General features: G+C 69.5%; 24 protein-coding genes. 7 read left to right on the plus strand and 17 right to left on the minus strand.

All coding sequences use genetic code 11. From position 1 onward, the window contains the following. Window positions 1-7: 7 nt before the first annotated feature. From ISU10_RS01125 to moeZ, 5 genes are all read right to left on the minus strand, one after another. A complete protein-coding gene (locus tag ISU10_RS01125) occupies window positions 8-1,012 on the minus strand; it encodes an AAA family ATPase (RefSeq protein ID WP_194694499.1) in 1,005 nt (334 codons plus the stop codon). 3 nt (window positions 1,013-1,015) lie between these two features. Then, complete coding sequence (locus ISU10_RS01130; RefSeq protein WP_194694500.1) at window positions 1,016-1,495, minus strand: hypothetical protein; 480 nt, start codon at window positions 1,493-1,495, stop codon at window positions 1,016-1,018. Further along, a complete protein-coding gene (locus ISU10_RS01135) occupies window positions 1,492-2,214 on the minus strand; it encodes a DUF4129 domain-containing protein (RefSeq protein ID WP_194694501.1) in 723 nt (240 codons plus the stop codon). Before ISU10_RS01135 ends, ISU10_RS01130 begins: the two co-directional genes overlap by 4 nt. A 195-nt stretch (window positions 2,215-2,409) precedes the next feature. Beyond that, a complete protein-coding gene (locus ISU10_RS01140; RefSeq protein WP_228499032.1) occupies window positions 2,410-3,342 on the minus strand; it encodes a serine protease family protein in 933 nt (310 codons plus the stop codon). 388 nt (window positions 3,343-3,730) lie between these two features. Then, window positions 3,731-4,939: an adenylyltransferase/sulfurtransferase MoeZ gene (moeZ, locus tag ISU10_RS01145; protein WP_194694502.1), complete on the minus strand. Its 1,209-nt coding sequence runs from the start codon at window positions 4,937-4,939 to the stop codon at window positions 3,731-3,733. Between the two features lie 161 nt (window positions 4,940-5,100). Between moeZ and ISU10_RS01150 the strand changes: the two genes are divergently transcribed. The 3 genes from ISU10_RS01150 (at window position 5,101) to ISU10_RS01160 (ending at window position 6,355) form a co-directional block, all read left to right on the plus strand. Continuing rightward, window positions 5,101-5,751 (plus strand): TetR/AcrR family transcriptional regulator, encoded by a 651-nt coding sequence (locus tag ISU10_RS01150; protein WP_194694503.1) that lies wholly within the window; start codon window positions 5,101-5,103, stop codon window positions 5,749-5,751. A 12-nt stretch (window positions 5,752-5,763) separates the two neighbouring features. Further along, complete coding sequence (locus tag ISU10_RS01155) at window positions 5,764-5,985, plus strand: DUF3107 domain-containing protein (protein ID WP_194694504.1); 222 nt, start codon at window positions 5,764-5,766, stop codon at window positions 5,983-5,985. 100 nt (window positions 5,986-6,085) lie between these two features. Next, window positions 6,086-6,355: a GlsB/YeaQ/YmgE family stress response membrane protein gene (locus ISU10_RS01160; RefSeq protein ID WP_194694505.1), complete on the plus strand. Its 270-nt coding sequence runs from the start codon at window positions 6,086-6,088 to the stop codon at window positions 6,353-6,355. Window positions 6,356-6,373: 18 nt separating this feature from the next. Here ISU10_RS01160 and ISU10_RS01165 read toward each other — a convergent pair whose 3' ends face one another. Continuing rightward, window positions 6,374-7,090 carry a ferritin-like fold-containing protein gene (locus ISU10_RS01165; protein WP_194694506.1) on the minus strand — a complete coding sequence of 239 codons (717 nt, stop codon included), beginning with the start codon at window positions 7,088-7,090 and terminating at the stop codon, window positions 6,374-6,376. A gap of 162 nt (window positions 7,091-7,252) precedes the next feature. Between ISU10_RS01165 and ISU10_RS01170 the strand changes: the two genes are divergently transcribed. Then, window positions 7,253-8,689 (plus strand): DEAD/DEAH box helicase, encoded by a 1,437-nt coding sequence (locus ISU10_RS01170; protein ID WP_194694507.1) that lies wholly within the window; start codon window positions 7,253-7,255, stop codon window positions 8,687-8,689. A 6-nt stretch (window positions 8,690-8,695) separates the two neighbouring features. Here ISU10_RS01170 and ISU10_RS01175 read toward each other — a convergent pair whose 3' ends face one another. Next, a complete protein-coding gene (locus ISU10_RS01175) occupies window positions 8,696-9,403 on the minus strand; it encodes a L,D-transpeptidase (protein WP_194694508.1) in 708 nt (235 codons plus the stop codon). 7 nt (window positions 9,404-9,410) lie between these two features. Continuing rightward, a complete protein-coding gene (locus tag ISU10_RS01180) occupies window positions 9,411-10,253 on the minus strand; it encodes a ParA family protein (protein WP_194694509.1) in 843 nt (280 codons plus the stop codon). A 61-nt stretch (window positions 10,254-10,314) separates the two neighbouring features. Here ISU10_RS01180 and ISU10_RS01185 point away from each other — a divergent pair, with 61 nt between their 5' ends. Next, window positions 10,315-11,067 carry an SDR family NAD(P)-dependent oxidoreductase gene (locus tag ISU10_RS01185; RefSeq protein ID WP_194694510.1) on the plus strand — a complete coding sequence of 251 codons (753 nt, stop codon included), beginning with the start codon at window positions 10,315-10,317 and terminating at the stop codon, window positions 11,065-11,067. On the opposite strand, the gene ISU10_RS01190 is transcribed toward ISU10_RS01185, so the two are convergent. From ISU10_RS01190 to ISU10_RS01210, 5 genes are all read right to left on the minus strand, one after another. Beyond that, window positions 11,068-11,685, minus strand: coding sequence for a MarC family protein (locus ISU10_RS01190; protein WP_370864503.1), 618 nt, complete (start codon window positions 11,683-11,685; stop codon window positions 11,068-11,070). It lies immediately after the preceding gene. Then, window positions 11,682-12,548, minus strand: coding sequence for a PHP domain-containing protein (locus ISU10_RS01195; RefSeq protein ID WP_194694511.1), 867 nt, complete (start codon window positions 12,546-12,548; stop codon window positions 11,682-11,684). The genes ISU10_RS01190 and ISU10_RS01195 overlap by 4 nt, the downstream gene beginning before the upstream one ends. A 20-nt stretch (window positions 12,549-12,568) precedes the next feature. After that, window positions 12,569-13,216: a DUF6758 family protein gene (locus ISU10_RS01200; RefSeq protein ID WP_228499034.1), complete on the minus strand. Its 648-nt coding sequence runs from the start codon at window positions 13,214-13,216 to the stop codon at window positions 12,569-12,571. Between the two features lie 85 nt (window positions 13,217-13,301). Beyond that, a complete protein-coding gene (locus ISU10_RS01205) occupies window positions 13,302-13,874 on the minus strand; it encodes a histidine phosphatase family protein (protein WP_194694512.1) in 573 nt (190 codons plus the stop codon). Next, window positions 13,871-14,575 carry a potassium channel family protein gene (locus ISU10_RS01210; protein ID WP_370864505.1) on the minus strand — a complete coding sequence of 235 codons (705 nt, stop codon included), beginning with the start codon at window positions 14,573-14,575 and terminating at the stop codon, window positions 13,871-13,873. The genes ISU10_RS01205 and ISU10_RS01210 overlap by 4 nt, the downstream gene beginning before the upstream one ends. A 19-nt stretch (window positions 14,576-14,594) precedes the next feature. On the opposite strand from ISU10_RS01210, the gene ISU10_RS01215 reads away from it, so the two are divergent. Further along, window positions 14,595-15,734, plus strand: a complete 1,140-nt coding sequence (locus ISU10_RS01215) for an MFS transporter (RefSeq protein ID WP_194694514.1) — start codon at window positions 14,595-14,597, stop codon at window positions 15,732-15,734. A 6-nt stretch (window positions 15,735-15,740) separates the two neighbouring features. Here the strand turns inward: ISU10_RS01215 and ISU10_RS01220 are convergent, their stop codons facing one another. Beyond that, the gene (locus tag ISU10_RS01220; RefSeq protein WP_194694515.1) at window positions 15,741-16,265 is read right to left on the minus strand and encodes a MaoC family dehydratase; all 525 of its coding nucleotides are present in this window, start codon (window positions 16,263-16,265) and stop codon (window positions 15,741-15,743) included. 238 nt (window positions 16,266-16,503) lie between these two features. Here ISU10_RS01220 and ISU10_RS01225 point away from each other — a divergent pair, with 238 nt between their 5' ends. Beyond that, complete coding sequence (locus tag ISU10_RS01225) at window positions 16,504-16,839, plus strand: hypothetical protein (protein ID WP_194694516.1); 336 nt, start codon at window positions 16,504-16,506, stop codon at window positions 16,837-16,839. A gap of 10 nt (window positions 16,840-16,849) precedes the next feature. On the opposite strand, the gene ISU10_RS01230 is transcribed toward ISU10_RS01225, so the two are convergent. The 3 genes from ISU10_RS01230 to ISU10_RS01240 form a co-directional block, all read right to left on the minus strand. After that, window positions 16,850-17,050, minus strand: coding sequence for a DUF5302 domain-containing protein (locus ISU10_RS01230; protein WP_194694517.1), 201 nt, complete (start codon window positions 17,048-17,050; stop codon window positions 16,850-16,852). Window positions 17,051-17,169: 119 nt separating this feature from the next. After that, window positions 17,170-18,378 (minus strand): acyl-CoA dehydrogenase family protein, encoded by a 1,209-nt coding sequence (locus ISU10_RS01235; protein WP_194694518.1) that lies wholly within the window; start codon window positions 18,376-18,378, stop codon window positions 17,170-17,172. 101 nt (window positions 18,379-18,479) lie between these two features. Further along, window positions 18,480-19,829, minus strand: coding sequence for an endonuclease/exonuclease/phosphatase family protein (locus ISU10_RS01240; RefSeq protein WP_194694519.1), 1,350 nt, complete (start codon window positions 19,827-19,829; stop codon window positions 18,480-18,482). Between the last annotated feature and the right edge of the window lie 54 nt (window positions 19,830-19,883).

Consider the following 19,883-nt stretch of genomic DNA (forward strand, 5'->3'; position numbering starts at 1 on the left):
TGGCCCCTCACTGCTCCGCCGGACGCTCGAAGGAGACGGCCCGCGCGGCCTCGAGGGTGGCCGGCGTCGCCACTGAGCCCAGCACGGAGTCAGCCACGCGAGGGCCACTCGCCTGGGTCATCCAGAGCTCCGGCTTGACGGTGATCCGGTGACCGAGCACAGCCCTGGCCACCGCCTTGACGTCCTCGGGGATGACGTAGTCACGTCCGCGCAGCACCGCCCAGCCGCGCGCCGCGAGCACCAGCCCGAGCGAGCCTCGAGGCGAGGACCCGGTGAGGACGTCGGCATGCTGACGGGTGGCGGCGACGAGGTCCACGCAGTAGCGACCGACGCTCTCGTCGACGGTCACCGTCTCGGTCGCCGCCTGCATCTCGAGCACACCCGCGGCATCGGTGACCTGGGTCAGGTCCACCTCCTCCTGCTGCCGGTCGAGGCGACGCGCGACCACGTCGTACTCCTCGTCGGAGGAGGGGTAGCCGAAGCTGACTCGCATCAGGAAGCGGTCGAGCTGGGCCTCGGGCAGCGGGTAGGTGCCTTCGTACTCGATCGGGTTGGCGGTGGCCAGCACGTGGAACGGCGCCGCGAGCAGGAAGGTCTCGCCCTCGACGGTGACTTGGCGCTCCTGCATCGCCTCGAGCAATGCCGACTGCGTCTTGGGAGGCGTGCGGTTGATCTCGTCGGCGAGCAGCAGTCCGGTGAACAGCGGACCCTTGCGGAACTCGAAGGTGCCGGCCCTCTGGTCGTAGAGGAACGACCCGGTCAGGTCAGCCGGCAGCAGGTCGGGAGTGAACTGAGCACGCGCGAAGTCGAGGCCGAGGACGCGCGCCAGCGAACGCGCCGCGAGCGTCTTGCCGAGTCCGGGATAGTCCTCGAGGAGCACGTGCCCCTTGGCGAGCACGGCGGCCAGCACCAGGGTCAGGGCGTTGCGCTTGCCGACCACGGCCTTCTCGACCTCGTCGAGCACCTGGCCGGCCAGTCGCGACGCGTCGGCCACCCGAGCATCAGTGGGCATGGGCTACAGCTCCTCTATCCGGCGGACACAGCGTTGGATCTCGTCGCGCGACAGTCTCCTCGGCGGCCCGGTCAGCACCCCGAACGCCTCCTCACCCAGGAGACGGAGGGCCGCCGGATCGGCGAGTGCCAGACCGTGGCGTTGGCGCAGCCTGCGGTCGGCCAGGTCGGCCAACCGGTCGCGCAGCGTGTGGTCGGCGACCCGGGCATCGAGGTGGCCCGAGATCGCGCGGGCGTACATGCCCAGGCGGCTGTCCTGCCCTGCCGGCCCCAGCGCTTGAACGGAGTCGACCGTCCAGTCCGGCGACTCGTTGACGGTGCCGACGTTGACCAGCGCCAAGACGGCGGTGGTGAAGGCGACGAGCAGCACCAGCGGCCAGAAGTGCCAGGTGCTGCCGTTGAGCGCCAAGACGCCCATCACGACGCCGAGCAGGAAGGCCGTGGCGCCGAGCCACCGCCACCAGAAGCGGGCCGCGCCGCTCATGGAGAGTCCGTCGTCGTCGCGAGGGAGTCGAAGATGCGGTCGAGGGCTGCGCGCGCATGCTGCCTGGCCTGCTCGGTGATCTCGTGGCGGGAGTGCCGGGCATCGCGGTAGAGGTCGGCCAGCTCGGTCACCGCGGCAGGATCGGCCGACAGCTGGTCGAGCACGCGCAGCGTGAACTCCGACGAGGTCTCCCACGAGGCCCGGTGCACGCCGACGGTCGCGGCCTGCTGCTCGAACAGGTGCCAGCACGCGACGATCGCGTTGCGCGGGCTCCCCTCGCTGAGCACGGTGCGCTGACGCGCGGCACCCCTGGTGACGGCATCGCCGAGCGCCGGAGGATCCAGGGTGTCGAAGGCGACCTCCTGGGGGTCTCGCTCGCGACGGCGCCGCCAGTTGAGCGTGAGCAGCCACCGCAGCCCGCTGAGCAGCACCGCCAGCACCACCAGGCCCGCGAGTCCGAAGGCAGTGACGGTCAGGATCAACCACAGCAGCTCGTGTCGCGGCCGGTCGCGGTCGGGGGCGTCGACGCCGCTGTCGGCGTTGTCGACGGCAGTCGGGCTGGGCTTGCTGTAGGACGGCTCCCTGCCACCCACCACCACGTCGCCGGGCGAGAGCGTGGCCGCCCACGTGATCATCACCAGGAGCAGGCCCACAGCGGCGAGCACCCCGACGAGGGCAGTGACCGACGCCCGCGCGCTCGAACCACCGCTGTCCGACATGCGCCCGAACCTAGTCGCGCCCACCCCCAGGGCGCCCGACTCCGTGGGTCACAGTCCTGTCACGGCGCGCAGACCTGACAGCTGCGACACGTGAGCGCGTGCGCCGTGGGGGCGCTCGGGCCCGGTGGAGGCGAGAGAGCCGCTGCCCCGCCCAGGCAGACACCGGACGGGGCAGCGGAACAGGGTGCGGCTAGCTCACAGCACGGGGTCGAACGGCTCGGTGCCGTTGACCAGCTGCAGACCCGAGATGCCCGAGTGGGCACGGGCGAACGCGAGCTCCTTGCCGAGGTCGCCGATGTTGTTGGAGGCGGGCAGGGGGGCGAGACCCAGCGTCGACAGCACGCCGATCGCCTTGCCGCCGGCGCTGAGGAACGCGGAGCCGGAGTCACCGGGCACGCCGGGCGTCAGGGTGTAGAGCGGGTGGCTCCAGCCACCGTCCGCGGCGTCGTCGCCGAGGCTGATGCCCGTGTGCGGCGAGAGCTGGGAGATCCCTGCCCGCAGACTCGAGTTGCCGTAGGTCCAGACCCGATCGCCCGCGACGGTGCCGTCGATGTCGATGCCGGTGGGTCCACCCCAGAACGGGATGCTCGGGTTGACCTTGGAGAGATCGCCCGCGTCGACCTTCACGAGCGCGAGGTCGTTGTAGGCGCAGGTGTTGGCGTCGGTCGTGCCCAAAGACTTCATGGTCAGCCACGACGAGTAGACGAGGGTGCCGTGGCCGAGGACGGTGCCTTCACTGAGCAGGGACCCGCCTTCGTTGAAGCTCACGCGGGTGCCGAGCGGCAGCGAGCCTGCCTGGCAGCCGTCGGTGTCAGTGGCGCTGCCCGTGCCGGCACAGTGCGCGGCGTACCCGACGTACACGTTGCCGGCGCTGTCGGTGTAGACGAAGTTCGCCGTGCACTGGGCGCCTTCGGTGTACATCATCGTGCCGGGGTGGATCTTGGCGGTGGCCGCCGGCGCCCACTGGCCGATGTCCTGGGCAGCAGTCGCCTGCGGTGCGCTCAGCACGGCCGCCGTGAGCATCACGGCGCCACCGACGGCGCCGAGAAGTCGCTGGAGATGCATGAAGGGATCGCCTTCCGTCGTGCGCGGTGTCGGGGTACGCCGCGTCGTTACGTAAGTGCTCAACTACCCAGCAGGCGTGGGGTTACGCACGACCAGAGGAGGTTGCGCAGCAACCGTCTCGAAACCACCGGAGACCGCTGGTTGAGGAGGTTGCGCAGCAACCGTCTCGAAACCACCGCTGGTTGAGGAGGTTGCGCAGCAACCGTCTCGAAACCACCGAAGGCGCCCAGCTCGCCTGGTTTCGAGACAGGCGCTAGCGCGCCTTCCTCAACCAGCAAGGGCTAGTACGAGGGTTGAGGAGGTTGCGCAGCAACCGTCTCGAAACCACCGAACGCCTCCCAGTCGCCACCGCTGGTTGAGGAGGTTGCGCAGCAACCGTCTCGAAACCATCAGGGTCGGCGTTGTCTGGTTTCGAGACAGGCGCTAGCACGCCTTCCTCAACCAGCAAGGGCTAGTACGAGGGTTGCGACGGGTCGATCTGGCGCACCCAGGCACTCACGCCGCCGCCGACGTGCACGGCGTCGGAGTAGCCGGCGCCCTTGACGATCGCCAGGGTCTCGGCCGAGCGGACCGCGGTCTTGCAGTACATGACGACCTGCTTGCCGGAGTCGACACCGGGCAGCTCCGCGAGCGCGTGACCGGTGAGGAACTCGCCCTTCGGGATCAGCACGGAGCCGGGGATCTTGTTGATCTCGTACTCGTTGGGCTCGCGCACGTCGACCAGCACGAAGTCGCGAGTGCCCTCCTCACGCTCCTTGAGCATGTGCTCGAGCGTGGTGACCGAGATGGTGGCTCCGGCAGCGGCGTCCATCGCCTCCTCGGAGATCGCGCCGCAGAAGCTCTCATAGTCGATGAGCTCGGTGACGGTGGCGTGCTCCCCGCACAGCGCGCAGTTGGGGTCCTTGCGGACCTTGAGCTTGCGCCACTCGAGCTCGAGAGCGTCGTAGATGACGAGCTTGCCGATGGCCGGGTCGCCGATGCCCGTCAGCAGCTTGATCGCCTCGTTGACCTGGATCGAGCCGATGCTGGCGCACAGCACGCCGAGCACACCGCCCTCAGCGCAGCTGGGCACCATGCCCGGCGGCGGCGGCTCGGGGTAGAGGCAGCGGTAGCAGGGAGCGTCGGGCGCTAGGGTCGGTGCGAACACCGAGGCCTGGCCGTCGAAGCGGTAGATCGAGCCCCACACGTAGGGGATGCCCAGGAAGTAGGCAGCGTCGTTGACCAGGTAGCGCGTGGCGAAGTTGTCGGTGCCATCGACGATCAGGTCGTAGCCCTCGAAGATCCGCATCACGTTGTCGTTGTCGAGGCGCTCCTCGTGGACGACCACGTTGACGTAGGGGTTGGTCTCGAGGACCGACTCCTTGGCGGACTGGGCCTTGGACCGGCCGACGTCGGACTGGCCATGGATGACTTGGCGCTGGAGGTTGGACTCGTCGACCTCGTCGAACTCCACGATGCCCAGGGTGCCCACGCCGGCAGCGGCCAGGTAGAGCAGGGCCGGGCTGCCGAGACCGCCGGCGCCGATGACGAGGACGCGCGCGTTCTTGAGCCGCTTCTGCCCGGCCATGCCGACGTCGGGGATGATCAGGTGCCGGCTGTACCGGCGTACCTCGTCGATGGTCAGCTCGTCAGCGGGCTCCACCAAAGGCGGGAAGGACACGTCTCTGCTCCAGTCAGGGGGTCAGCGGGTCGCCGCCGAAGGTTCCACGGCAGCTCCCGGGCAACGCCGCGGGGATCGTCCATGTTCCCTGCGTGCGCCGCTCCACCCGCGCCGCGTCCCGTCATCCGGACCGTTCCTACCGCCGAGTAGGCTCACCGACCGTGAGCGACGTCCGTGACTCTGGCCCCTCGGCGGGGCCACGTGGTGGCCGTCTTCCTCGCTCCGAACGCCGGGCGCAGCTGCTCGAGTCGGCGCTCGAGGTCTTCGTCGCGCAAGGCTTCCACGCCGCCGCGATGGACGACATCGCCGAGCGGGCCGGCGTCTCCAAGCCCGTGCTCTACCAGCACTTCCCCGGCAAGCTCGACCTCTACCTCGCGCTGCTCGACGCCTCCTGCGCCGCGATCGTCGACAACTGCCGCCAGGCGTTGGCGTCGACCCACGACAACAAGCAGCGGGTCGCCGCGACCATGGATGTCTTCTACGAGTACGTCGCGGGCGACAACGGAGCGTTCCGGCTCGTGTTCGAGAGCGACCTGAACAACGAGCCGGCCGTGCGCGAGCGCGTCGACAACGTCACGACCGACTGCGCCGCGATGATCGCCACGGTGATCCACGACGACACCGGCCTGCCCGATGCCGAGGCCAGGCTGCTCGCGGTGTCCCTGGTGGGAATGGCGCAAGTCAGCGCACGGTTCTGGCTGGCCGAGGCCACGGGCGTGAAGTCCCGCATCAAGCAAGGCGACGCCGCTGCCCTGGTCGCGGGCCTGGCGTGGCGCGGCATCCGCGGCTACCCCCTGACCGACGAGCACTGAGGAGAGTCCCCCATGGAGGTCAAGATCGGCGTCCAGCACGCACCCCGCGAGGTCGTGCTCGAGACCAACGAGACCGTCGACGAGGTCGAGAGGCAGGTCTCCGAGGCGGTCCAGAACAAGGGCACGTTGTCCATCGACGACGTACGTGGCCGCAAGATCCTGGTGCCCGGCGACAAGATCGCCTACGTCGAGATCGGCGGCGGCGTCTCAGGCCAGGTCGGCTTCCGCAGCTGACCCTGGTTCGACCCTGAATCCCTGCTCGCGGCCGTGATTTCACCGTGTCTGCGAGGGACGATCGATTCGGTCTGTCAGACGTCGTGAAAGGACAGAGAGCATGCTCGACTTGATCTTGATGATCATCGGCGGCGCCATCATCGGCTGGGTGGGCATGAAGCTCGCCCGCGGCAACGTCCGCATCCCGACCTGGCTCACCGTGGCCTGCGGCATCAGCGGCGTGCTGATCGGCAACTTCCTCTACACGCTGTTGTTCAAGGACAACACTCCCGGCTTCGACTGGTGGCGGCACGCCTGGCAGGTCGTGGTCGCAGCCGTGTTGGTGACCGCAGCCGCCAACTACCGCAGCAAGGGCCGCGTCAGGGTCTGACCGGCGCACTCGTCGTGGTCACGACGCGAGGCCGAGGTGGGACATCCGCTCGGCGTGGCGCTCGGTGATCCGGGTGAACATCCGGCCGATCGAGGCCAGGTCGAGGCCAGGTCTGTCGATGCCGCCGGCGAGGAGGGCCGAGAGGGACTCGCGCTCAGCAGCCACGCGCTGGGCCTGGGTCAGTGCCTCACCCATCAACCGCCTGCCCCACAGGGCGAGCCGGCCGGCGAGCGACGGCTGGGCGAGGATCGCCTGGCGGATCCGGTCGACCACGAAGTCGGCCTGGCCGGCGTCCTCGAGCGAGGCGATCACGAGGTCACGGGTGGCAGCGTCGAGGTAGGCCGCGATCTCGCGGTAGAAGTCGGCGGCGAGCCCGTCGCCGACGTAGGCCTTGACCAGTCCCTCGTGCCAGTCCGAGGGGGCGGTGTGCCGGTGGAACTTCTCGATCGGCTCGATGAAGGGCGCCATCGCCTCGAAGGGGTCCGCACCCAGCTCGGCGATGCGCTCGTGCAGCCGGGCGACGTGACCGAGCTCCGCGCTCGCCATGCTCGCCAGGGCGACCTTGTCGCGGATCACCGGCGCCATCTTGGAGTCCTCGGCCAGCCGCTCGAACGCTGAGATCTCGCCGTAGGAGATCGCGGCCAGCAGGTCGACGACGGCCTCGCGATAGGCGGGGTCCTGGAAGTCGGCCGGGTCCGGATGCATCTGGGGGACATTGGCTGGGGATGCCGCCATGGCGCCAACCTACCGATAGACTCACCGAGACCCGTCTTGCTGTGCCCGCGTTCGATGTGTGGGCGCACGGCGGTGAGCATGTGCGCGGCAGACCCCGAGCAAGCGGTTCTCCAGTGAGCTTCCGGTCCGCCGTACGGACCTATCGAAAGCGAACTGAAAACCGTGACCACGTTCCGTGAGCTCGGGGTCGACCCCGAGATCTGCGACGCGCTCGAGCGCGCCGGCATCACCACTCCCTTCGCCATCCAGGAGATGACCCTCTCGGTCGCCCTGCTCGGCACCGACCTGATCGGCCAGGCCCGCACGGGCACCGGCAAGACGCTGGCCTTCGGCATCCCCGTGATGCAGCGCAGTATCGCGCCCAAGGACCCCGCCTACGCCGAGCTGCCCCAGGGCAAGCCGCAGGCGCTGATCGTCGCCCCGACCCGCGAGCTGGCACTGCAGGTCTCCGGCGACCTCCACCTGGCCAGCAAGGACCGCGGCCTGCGGGTCCTGACCGTCTACGGCGGGGTGCCCTACGAGCAGCAGCTCGACGCCCTCACGGCAGGGGTCGACATCGTGGTGGGCACGCCCGGGCGACTCATCGACCTGTGCAACCGGCGGGCCCTCGACATCAGCCACGTGCACGCGCTGGTCCTCGACGAGGCAGACGAGATGCTCGACCTCGGCTTCCTGCCCGACGTCGAGAAGCTGCTGGGGATGACGCCCGAGACCCGCCAGACGATGCTGTTCTCGGCGACCATGCCGGCCGCGATCGTGTCGCTGGCTCGCACCCACATGCGCCACCCGATGAACATCCGCGCCGAGTCGTCCTACGACACGCAGCTGGTGCCGGCCACGGCGCAGTTCATCTACCAGGCCCACGACCTCGACAAGCCCGAGATCATCGGCCGCATCCTGCAAGCCGAGGACGCCGACAAGTTCATCGTCTTCACGCGCACCAAGCGTCAGGCGCAGCGGGTCGCCGACGACCTCGCCGAGCGTGGCTTCAAGACCGCGCCGCTGCACGGCGACATGGCCCAGGTCGCGCGCGAGAAGGCCCTGACCCGTTTCCGCGAGGACAAGCTCCGCGTGCTCGTCGCCACCGATGTCGCGGCGCGTGGGATCGACGTCCAGGGCGTCTCCCACGTCATCAACTACACCTGCCCCGAGGACGAGAAGACCTACATCCACCGGATCGGCCGCACCGGCCGCGCCGGTGCCTCCGGCATCGCGATCACCTTCGTGGACTGGGCCGACCTCGCCCGCTGGAAGATGATCAACAAGGCTCTCGACCTGCCCTTCGAGGACCCGCAGGAGACCTACTCGACCTCCGAGCACCTCTTCCACGATCTCGGCATCGCGCCCGGCACCAAGGGTCGCATCGTCGACCCCGCCCCGGTCGAGCGTCCTGCACGTGAGCGGGCGGAGAGGACCGAGCGTCCCGAGCGACCGGCCCGCAACCGCAGCCGCCGCCGCACTCGCGGCGGGGAGACCTCCGCCGCGCCGGCGGTCGAGGCCGTCACGGGCGACGCCGCACCGGCCGGCTCGGACCGTCCCGCAAGCACGCGCAACCGCCGTCGTCGTCGCCCCAGCAAGCCGGCCGCCGAGTCCGCCTGAGCCGCGTCAGGCGGTGACGATCACCGACGTGCCGAGCGGGGCGAAGTTCCACAAGGCGATCGCGTCGGGCCGTCGCTGACGAATGCAGCCGTGGCTGAGCGGAGTACCGAGCTGCGCCTCCGTCTGGGCAGGCACGCCGTCCTTGATCGGGATGTCGTGGAAGCCGATGGCGGCGCCGCTGTCGCCCTGGGTGAAGCGCACGAAGTACTTCATGCTGCCCGAGTCGTCGACGCCCCAGGCGTCCTCCGAACGCGAGTAGACGTTGAACGCTCCGGGGTCGAGGTTGTCGTAGATGCTGCCGGAGACGAGGTAGGTGCGTGCCACCGAGTTGTCCGCGTTGACGAGCCAGACCCGTTGCCGGCTCTCGCTGAACACCACGCGCTTGCCCTTGCCCGAGCCCTTGGGCAAGGTCTTGTCCTGCTGGGGGCTGGTCTTGGTCTCGGTGGCGTCGGCGGACGAGCCGACGCCTGCGCCCCGGCGGTGCTTGCGGGGCTTGGCCGCAGGCTCGTCGACAGGAGGGGTCGACTCCGTCGAGGCCGGAGCACCGGACTGCTGGCTCGCGAGCGGCTGGTTGGAGGCGTTGGCCTGGCCGGATGAGACCGGCAGCACCCCGAACCCACCCATCACCGCCACCAGCGTCACCCCGAGGGACGCGAAGGCGGCACCCATCCGGCCGTAGCGGGGGCGGACCTCGAGAGCCCGGTGCTTGCTCACGGCCTGCTCATCGCTTCCTGGACTTGCCCCGCATGCGGGGACGCTGGCTGCGCTCGACGAGGTGGACGGCCGCCTCGCGGTAGGCCTTGGCACCCTTGCTGCTGCGTGAGGTGGCCAGGATGGAGCGACCGGCGGCGGGAGCCTCCGCGAACTTGATGGTCTTGGGGATCGGCGGCTCGATGACCTCGAGGTCGTAGGTCGAGCTGATCGTCTCCAGCACCGTGCGAGCGTGGTTGGTGCGACCGTCGTACAGCGTCGGCAGCACGCCCCAGACCTCGAGGTCGGGGTTGGTGAACCGGCGTACGTCGTGGACCGTGTCGAGCAATTGCCCGACGCCGCGATGGGACAAGGTCTCGCACTGCAGCGGGATCAGCACGCCGTCGGCGGCGGTCAGCGCCGCGACGGTCAGCACGCCGAGCGAGGGCGGGCAGTCGAGCAGGACCCAGTCGTAGGTCGAGCCCTCCTCGTCGTCGAGGAGGTCGGCCAGGGCGGCCTTCAGCACCTGCTCGCGGCCGGTGCGGGTGAGCAGGTCGGCCTCGGCGCGCGCCAGCTCGATGGTGGCGGGCAGCAGGTCGACGCCGTCGTCGGTCTCGATGACGACCTCGTCGACGTGGGTGCCCTTGGTGAGCACGTGGTGGACCGACAGCTCGACGTCCTCCGGGTCGATGCCGAGGGAGAACGTGAGGCAGGCCTGCGGGTCGAGGTCGACCAGCAGCACCGAGTGGCCGAGCTCGGCCAGAGCGGCGCCGAGCGAGGCCACACTGGTGGTCTTGGCCACGCCACCCTTCTGGTTGGCGACGGCCAAGGTGGTGACGCGATGCGCGGACAAGGAGCTCGTCGGGGAAGTCATCACGGCCCATCATGCCGGACCCGGACGCCCAATCCCGGCAGCAACCTGCTTCGATCGAGGCATGCCTACCGCCCTCGTGACCGGCGCCACCGCCGGTATCGGCCTCGAGTTCGCCCGCCAGCTCGCCGCCCGCGGCCACGACCTGGTGCTCGTGGCCCGTGACACCGAGCGTCTGGAAGCGGTGGCAGGCGAGCTCCGGGCGACGTACGGCGTCGGGGCCGAGGTGCTGGCCGCCGACCTCGTGGACCGGGCCCAGCTGGCGGTCGTGGAGGCGCGGGTCGCCTCCCTCGACAGGCCCGTCGACCTGCTCGTCAACAATGCCGGTTTCGGGCTCAAGAAGCGGTTCGGCGACAACGACGTCGAGCAGGAGCAGGCGATGCTCGACGTCCTCGTCGTAGCTGTGATGCGGCTGTGCCACGCAGCACTGGGAGCGATGTCGGCTCGCGGACGTGGCGGGATCATCAACGTCTCGAGCGTGGCTGCCTTCTTGCCGCGCGGCTCGTACTCCGCCGCCAAGGCCTACGTGAACAGCTTCGGCACCTGGGCCGCCAACGAGTACCGCGGCAGGGGCGTCACCGTCACCACGCTCTGCCCGGGGTTCACCAAGACCGAGTTCCACCAGCGGATGGACGTGCGCCGCGGCACCGGGTACCTCTGGCTCGAGGCCGACTTCCTGGTGGCCGAGTGCCTCAAGGACTTCGACAAGGGCAAGACCCTGTCGGTCCCGGGTGGTCAGTACAAGGCGATCACCGCCATCACGCGGATGGTGCCCACCCGCATCTCCCAACGGTTCCAGAACGTCGGGAGGAGGTAGCTACCCCTCGCCGGCGATGAAGGCGCGCACGGCGTCGGCGACGAGCTGCACGGCGATGGCGGAGAGCAGCAGGCCGGCGATGCGGGTGACGAGCAGGACGCCCGACTCGCGGATCAGCCGCAAGATGGGCAGCGAGTAGCGCATCGCCGCCCAGATGCACAGATGCACGAGTACGACGGCCAGCGCGACGGCCGTGAAGTCGCCGAAGTCGTGGACCCGCCGAGAGAACAGCATGGTGGCCACGATCGCGCCGGGACCGGCGAGCAGCGGGGTGCCGAGAGGCACGAGGGCGACGTTGGTGCCTACCTGCTGGGTGGGTTCCTTCTCGTTGCCGGTGAGCAGCTCGAGCGCGACGAGCAGCAGGAGCAGTCCGCCTGCGCACTGGAGCGCGGGGAGCGAGATGTGCAGGTAGTCCAGGATCCGCTGCCCGAAGAACGCGAAGGCCGAGATCACCACGAAGGAGACGCCGACGGCCTGCCAGGCGGCGCGCCGTGCGGTCGCCTTCGAGCGTCCGCTGGTCAGCGACAAGAAGATCGGCACGGTGCCGACCGGGTCCATGATCACGAAGAGCGTCACGAACGCACTCGTCATCAACGTGGTGTCGAGGACGTCGCTCACCGGCTCGGCCCCGCTGCCCTTGTCGCTCGCGCCCGCTCGGCGAGCTCGCGGATCCGGGCGAGCTCCTCGGGTGCGGTCGTGTGACAGCCCAGCTCGTGGTCGACCTTGCCGGCGCCGTGGTAGTCACTCGACCCCGTCACGACCAGGTCGAGGTCGCGGGCGATGGCGCGCAGCTGCTCCCGTTCGGCGGGGCTGTGGTCCTGGTGGTCGACCTCAATGCCGGCAAGCCCCAGCTCGCGCAGCTCGCCGAAGGCCTCGACGGTCAGCTCCGCCCGAGCCGTGCGGCCCCAGGGGTGCGCCACCACGGGTACGCCGCCGGCGGCGACCACCAGCGGCACGACGTCCTCGAGGTCGGCGGCGAAGCGCCGCGCGTAGCCCGGACGCCCCGGGTTCAGGTACCGCTCGAAGGCCTCCACTCGCGAACCGACCACCCCACGTGCGACGAGGGCATCGGCCACGTGGGGCCGACCAGGGGCGGGCGTGCCGGCCGACTCCCGTCGTACGTCGTCCTCGGTGAGGTCGACGCCGACCTCGCGGAGCCGTTCGACGATCGCGGGCACCCGGTCGTTGCGGCCCTCGAGGATCCGCTCGAGCGTGGCGACCAGATCCGGGTCGTCGCGATCGGGAAGGTAGGCGAGCAGGTGCACCCCGGCCGAGCCGAAGCGCGTGCTGATCTCGATGCCGAGCACCAGGTCGAGCCCGAGCTCCGTGGCTGCCGCGCTCGCCTCCTCCCAGCCCTGCATCGTGTCGTGGTCGGTCAGTGCGACCACGTCGAGGCCCGCCCGAGCTGCCGCGGCCATCACCTCCGCCGGGCTCTGCGTGCCGTCGGAGGCGCGCGAGTGGGTGTGGAGGTCGATCAGCACGTGCCCACCCTGGCAGATCCTCACCACACCGGCCGGGGCCCTCCGAACGCCATCTCCACGAGCTGTGGGCCGACCGACGAGACGTCGCGCAGGATCCAGTCGTCGCGCAGCAGCAACATGGCCGAGGCGGGCCGCAGTACGAGCCACAGCCAGCGACCGTCTGCTTCACCGGCGAACACCGACCGGTCGAACCGATCGTCCGACGAGGACGTCGAGACCACCCACAGGGGGACGCTCTGACTACCGATCCGGACCCGCGCGGCCGGCTGCCCCTCCCCCACCTCGCGACCAGGGTCGCTGCGGTCGATGCCCGCGCACCGTGACCCCAGTCCCGTGCCGGGCTCCTCCGCGACCACGAGCACGTCAACCGGGCCGTCGAGCTCGCTGGTCCCTGACACGCACGTCAGTGTCGCCCACGGGCGGTCCCCTGCGACGACCGCGAAGTCGGTCACGGCCCAGCCCGGGCTCATCGGCCACGGCACGTACGTCGGGAAGCCGTCGGCCGCGTCGAGGTGCAGGGTGAACCCGTCGTAGGACACCCCCGACTCGTCGTGCGGGCGCCACAGCGGCCGCGACACCTCGCCGTGCAGGGGGCAACGGGGTCGGCCGTCACCCTCGGCGATCTCCACGTCGGTGGCGCAGCGGGGACAGCCCGCGACCAGGCCCATGGGTCCACCGTCGTGACGGGACCGCCGGTCGTCAAGGGCGGGGTTTCGAGACAGGCGCTGCGCGCCCTCCTCAACCGCCGGCAGGTCAGGAGTTCCAGGCGAGGATGACGGGGTTCTCCCGCTCGTACCCCAGACGCGACAAGGTCGCGGTGTCCAGGCGGAACAACCGGCCGTCGGTGACCGGCAGCCCGAGCCACCGGGCAGTCAGGGCTCGCAGGGCGTGGCCGTGTCCGAAGACGAGAGCGCGGTCCGGCACCTCGCGAAGGCGCGCCACGACGCGGTCGAGACGTTCGCTCACCTGCGCGGGGGTCTCGCCACCCGGTGCCTCATGGGTCCAGATCGTCCACCCGGGCACGTCCCCGCGGATCTCGGCGCTCGTGCGGCCCTCGTAGTCGCCGTAGGCCCACTCGACCAGGTCGTCGTCGACCTCTGCGTCCGCAAACCCGGCCAGGCCCGCGGTGACCCGCGCACGCTGCATCGGGCTGGTCAGCACCAGGTCGAACGACCTGCCAGCCAGGCGCTCGTGCAGCAGCTTGGCCACCCGCTCTCCCTCGGAAGTCAGCGGCAGATCGGTCGAGGAGGTGTGCCGTCCGGCCTTGCTCCACTCGGTCTCGCCGTGCCGCACGACCCACACCTCGGCGTCGGGGTAGTCGCTCATCGCCGCTCCTCCAGAAGGCGGTCGAGCTGCTCGCGGACCACTCGCAGCTGTGCCTGCACGTCGTCGAGCTCGTCCTCGGTCGCCTCCTGCTCGTCGCGCACGGCGTTGACCAGCCACGACGCGAACGTGGCCGTGACCGTGCCGAGCAGCGCGATGCCGCCGATCATCAAGCCCACCCCGATGAACCTGCCCGTGGTGGTGACCGGATAGGTGTCGCCGTACCCCACGGTCGTCATCGTCGTGCAGGCCCACCACATCGCGTCTCCGAAGGAGGTGATCAGGGCACCGTCGGCGTCGCGCTCGGCCTCCAGCGCGGCCAGCGCAGCGATGAAGGCGATCAACGAGGACCCTGCCGTCACGTAGATGGCCACGCGACCACTGAGGTTTCCGGCAGCGCTGCGGTTCAACACCCGCAGCAACGTGACCAGGCGCAGGGCTCGCAGCGGCCGGAACATGGGCAGCACCAGGACGAACAGCTCGAGTGGGTGCCGCACCACCCACGAGACGCGGTCATCGGCCAGGGACACCCGAGCGACATAGTCTGCGGCGAACAAGGCCCAGACCACCCAGGTGATCGTGGCGCAGGTCGTGGCGAGCACGTCGGGCAGACCCGGGTCGAGGATGGGCCAGGCGTAGGCGCCGAGGAAGACCACGGCGGCAATGGTCAGCGGCCACTCCGTCCGGCGCTCCCACGTCGTCACGCGCCCACCGTAGGGCAGGATGCGGGCCGTGAGCCTGAGCCGGAGCCGGTTGGCGGTCGCCGCGGCGTTCCTCATCCAGGGCTTCGTGTTCATCAGCCTGACGACGAGGCTGCCGGACTTCTCCGACCTGTGGTCGCTGTCGGAGGTGGAGCTGTCGCTGCTCCTGCTCGGCCTGGTGCTGTTGGCCGGAGTCGGCACGCTGCTCGCGGAGCGCCTGGCCCCGCAGGTCGGGTCGGCGGCTCTGCTGCGCGCCTCGCTGGTCGCGATGGCCGCCGTGGTGCCGATCGCCGTCCTGGCCCCCTCCGTTGCCGTCTTCTACGCAGCGGTGGCGGCGTACGGCGTGGTGCTGGGCATCGTGGACGCCGTGGTCAACATGCAGGCGGTCGCGCTCGAGCACCGCTATGACCGGCCGATCCTGCCGTCCTTCCACGGGTCCTGGACGCTCGGTGGCCTGGTCGCCTCGGCCTTGACCCTGGCAACCGCGCACGTGGCGCTGGACTGGGTGGCCCTGCTGGCGGTGGTTCCCCTGGCGGCCGTCGCTGCGCCCTATCTCGCGCACGAGCGGTCCGGGGCACCCGAGGTCGACAGCGCCGTGCCGTGGCGGCCGATCCTGCTGGTCGGCGCCGCGCTGGTGCTCTTCTACATGGTCGACACCGCAGCGTTCACGTGGGGGCCGACCTACCTCGACCGCGCCGTGGACGCGCCTTCGGACCTGGTGGCCCTGGCGACGTTTCCCTACTTGCTGGCAAGTGGTCTCGTGCGCCTCGCCGGCGACGGACTCGTACGCCGCCACGGCCCGGTGCTCGTGCTGCGCGTCGGCGCGCTCGTGGCGTGTCTCGGCCTGGCGGTCGTGGTGTTCGCCCCCTCGTGGCCCGTTGCGGTGCTGGGGTTCCTGGTGATGGGCGCCGGGGTCGCGGTGGTGGCGCCCTTGAGCTTCTCGGCCGCCGCGCGGATCGCGGGTGGGGAGCTCGACCCTGCGCAGCGACGAGCTCGGGTCGACGCCGTGATCGCGCGCTTCAACCAGTTCAACTACGTCGGCGCACTGCTGGGTGCGGTGATGACCGGTCTCGTGGGCGCCGGCTCGCTGCGCGTCGGGTTCGCCGTACCGATGGTGCTGGTGCTCGGACTGCTGCCGCTGGCCAAGGCGTTCAGGCCGTAGCGCCCGCTACTGTCCGGGCCAGTTCTTGTCGGGCTGCGGGACGGGGCGACCGGGCTGCTCGCCGCCGCGGTCGTCGAGGTAGCTCTGCTTGGGCACCATCACCTTGCGCCGGAAGATGCAGACGACCTTGCCGTCCTGGTTGTAGCCGATCGTCTCGACGTGGACGACGCCACGGTCGTCCTTGGACTTCGACTCCCACTTGTCGAGGACGGTGGTCTCGCCGTAGAGCGTGTCGCCGTGGAAGGTCGGCGCGACGTGACGCAGCGACTCGATCTCCAGGTTGGCGATCGCCTTGCCCGAGATGTCGGGCACGCTCATGCCCAGCAGGATCGAATAGACGTAGTTGCCGACCACGACGTTCTTGCCGAACTGCGTGGTCTCCTCGGCGTAGTGGCTGTCGAGGTGCAGCGGGTGATGGTTCATGGTCAGCAGGCAGAACAGGTGGTCGTCGTACTCGGTCACCGTCTTGCCCGGCCAGTGCTGGTAGACGGCACCGACCTCGAACTCCTCATAGCTACGGCCGAACTGCATGGCGCCCATCGTGCCGGTGTCGACGGTGAGTGTGAACGTGGCGGACCCGTGGGAAAGGTCACGATGGCGTGGCTGAACGGGAGCGCGACAAGTCCTGCCTCGCCTGACACCTTCGCTCCGCTCCGCGACTGTCAACAGCCGCTTGACACCGGCAGAGTGCTCACCAGGCCGCCCCGGTCACGATGGCGGGTGTGGAAAAAGCGGACCTGTGCCGCGTCCACCATGCCAGGTTCGTGGTGTGAAGTCCCGACCCAGCACCAAGCGTGAGCTCTCCCAGGCGATCTCGCCCGGAGTCTGGGTCGGTGTGGACCGGTCCGACGTACGGCGTGATCTCGTGGCCCCTCTCGCCGCGGCCCGCGACCGGGTCGAGGCCGTCCGCGACGCTGCGCGCCGCCAGATCCAGGAGGCCGAGGAGGAGCTGACTCGAGCCGTCACGAAGACGTGGCTGTTCGGCGCGTCGTGGCAGGCCATCGGCACGATCCTGGGTATCTCACGACAAGCGGCGGCACAGCGTTTCGGCGCCGCTGCGCGAGAGGCCCTCAGGCGGCGCGAACTGGATCAGGAGAACGGCTGATGTGTGCCGATCAGGACCCGCCGCCGCCGGCCTTGCGGCGGTGCATCTTCGGAGCGGAGCCGCCGGAGACCTCGGAGCCGTGGGCCTTCTCCTTCAGCGGGTTGTCGCCGTGAAGGCCGCCAGAGCCGCCCTTCTTCTTGCGATCGAGCGCCTCTCGCATCTTGGCCTTGAGGTCCTCGTTGGCACCTGACTGGTCACTCGAGGCGGGCATCGTTCCTCCTACGGAGATGACGGGTGATGGGTGGAGACGCGCATCCACCATGACACGCCCGCCAAGCCCGCGTCGATGTTGTTCGGCTCAGAGCGCCTCGACCTCAGGGCGCCTCGACCTCAGAGCGCGTAGTCCTCCAGCAAGCGGCGGCCGATGATCATCCGCTGGATGTCAGCCGTACCTTCCCCGATCAGCAGCATGGGTGCCTCGCGGTAGAGCCGCTCGATCTCGTACTCCTTGGAGAAGCCGTACCCGCCGTGGATGCGGAACGAGTCCTCGACCACCTGGGCGCAGTACTCCGAGGCGAGGTACTTCGCCATGCCGGCCTCGAGGTCGTTGCGCTGGCCGGAGTCCTTCTTGCGGGCCGCGCGCACCATCATCTGGTGGGCCGCCTCGACCTTGGTCGCCATCTCCGCGAGACGGAAGAGAACGGCCTGGTGCTCGGCGATCTTCTTGCCGAACGTCTCGCGCTGCTGCGCGTAGGCGACGCCCAGCTCGAAGGCGCGGTTGGCGACACCGCAGCCGCGGGCGGCGACGTTGACGCGGCCGACCTCGACGCCGTCCATCATCTGGTAGAAGCCCTTGCCCGGTTCACCGCCCAGGATCTGGTCCGCGGAGATCCGGTGGCCCTCGAAGACCATCTCGGTGGTGTCGACGCCCTTGTAGCCCATCTTGTCGATCTTGCCGGGGATGGTGACCCCCTGGGCCGTCTCGCCGAAGCCCTCCTGCTTCTCGACGAGGAAGGTCGTCATGTTGCGGTAGACCGAGTCCTGGCCCTCGTCGGTCTTGACGAGTACGGCGACCAGGTTGGCCGAGCCACCGTTGGTCAGCCACATCTTCTGGCCGGTGATGGTGTACTCCGGCTGCTCGCCGGCCGAGCTCGTCGAGACCACGGCCTTGGTCGTGATCGCGGCCACGTCGGACCCGCACCCGGGCTCTGACATCGAGAAGGCGCCGCGCACCTCGCCGGTCGCCATCCGCGGGAGGTACTTCTGCTTCTGCTCCTCCGTACCGTGCCGCAGCAGCATGTAGGCGACGATGAAGTGGGTGTTGATGATGCCGCTCACGCTCATCCAGCCGCGCGCGATCTCCTCGACGGCCAGTGCGTAGGTCAGCAGTGACTCGCCGAGACCGCCGTACTCCTCGGGGATCATCAGTCCGAACAGACCCAGCTCCTTGAGTCCCTCGACGATCGCGGTGGGGTACTCGTCCGCGTGCTCGAGCGCGGTCGCGACCGGGAGGATCTCCTTCTCGACGAACTGCCTGACTGCCTTGAGGATCTCGGTCTGGTCGTCGGTCAGTCCGTCGGTCTCACACAGGCGCGCCATGAGGCCGGACGCTATCTGCGCGAGCCGCGACCGGCTATGGCCCAAGCCACACTGAGCCTGTTGGTTGAGGAGGGCGCTCTAGCGCCCGTCTCGAAACCCAGTCACACCGTGCGGTTCACCAGCCGGAAGAAGCGCAGGAACGCTCCGTCGTAGGCGTTCTGGGTGGTCATCACCCGCGCCGTGGTCAAGGTCCTCGCTGTCGAGTAGACCATCGGCTCGTCGATGTCGATGCGCAGCGCCTTGGTCAGGCCCGACTGGCTGATCAGCACCCTGGTCTCCGGCAGCTTGCCGCGACTCTCGATCGTGCGGCAGACCCGCCAGCAGCCGACAGCCCACCTCTTGCGCCAGACCTTCTGGCCCAGCAGCGCCTGCATCTCCAGCTCCTGGCCGGACGGACGCTCCCGGCGGGTGACCAGCTGGACGTGCACGCCGCGTTCGTGGGCCGCCTTGAGAGCCGCCGTCAGCCGCTTGTCCCCGAGCTTGGCCGTGGTCAGGTGGATCGCGGCTCCGGGCGGCGTGTTGTCGACGGCCTTGACGACCAGATCGAGCACCGAGCGCTGCAGCGAGCGCGTGGCCGTTGGCGAGTTGGTGTAGGTGCCGGGGGCGAAGCTCACCGGCACGTCCGTCGGAGCATCGGTGAAGGTCAGGTCCGCGGTGACGGCGTCGTGGTCGGAGTAGAGCTCCTGGTTGTAGTGCGCCACCACGTTGAGGCGAGCGGTGTCCTTGAGGAAGACGTAGTCGATCGTCGCGCCACGGTGGTCACCGGTCGGGAAGCTCGTACCCAGCACGTCGTAGGTCGAGGTGAAGCCGTACGACGCGAGCAGCTCGCGCGGGTACTGCCGCGGCCCATAGTGGAAGTTCATGTCGCCGGCCATCAGCACCGGGCCGTAGGCCGAGAGCGTGTTGGCCAGCGCGCCGATCCGGTGCAGGCCCTTCTCCTGCAGGCCCTCGGTGATCGAGGTGACCGGGGGCAGGTGGGCAGAGATGACCGAGATGACGTGCCCGTCGATGCCCTGCAGGGTCACCCAGTTGGCGTAACGGATCCCCCAGTCGACCTTCTGGCCGGGCAGGCGGCCCTTCTTGTAGCAGACCATGAGCGTGCCCTGGTTGATGGCCGTCCACTTGTCGGTGCGCCAGGCGACAGGAGTCTCACCGGTGTACTGACCCGGGGTCCGGAACAGTGCGTAGCCCGGCGGGGCCAAGAACACGTCCTTGCGCCACGGCACCTCGTTGTAGGTGATGAAGTCCGGCTGGTTGCTGATCACCAGCCTTGCGTCCGCCTGGAAGTTGCCGTCGGGCTGACCCGAGAGCAGGTTGGCCTCGGTGATGCGGATGACGCCTTCGGCAGCAGGTGCCACCGGCGCGGACAGCGGCTGCACGATGCGCAGGCTCGACCGCGCAGTAGCCGGCGAGGTGACGGCGAGGGACGAGGTCACCAGAGCAGTCGTCACGATGAGCAGACCAGTCGCCAGTCGGCGAGCGGGTCCCTGTCGGAGGGGGGAAGG

The organism is Nocardioides agariphilus (genome assembly GCF_015352445.1).
GTDB classification, from domain to species: Bacteria; Actinomycetota; Actinomycetes; order Propionibacteriales; family Nocardioidaceae; genus Nocardioides; species Nocardioides agariphilus.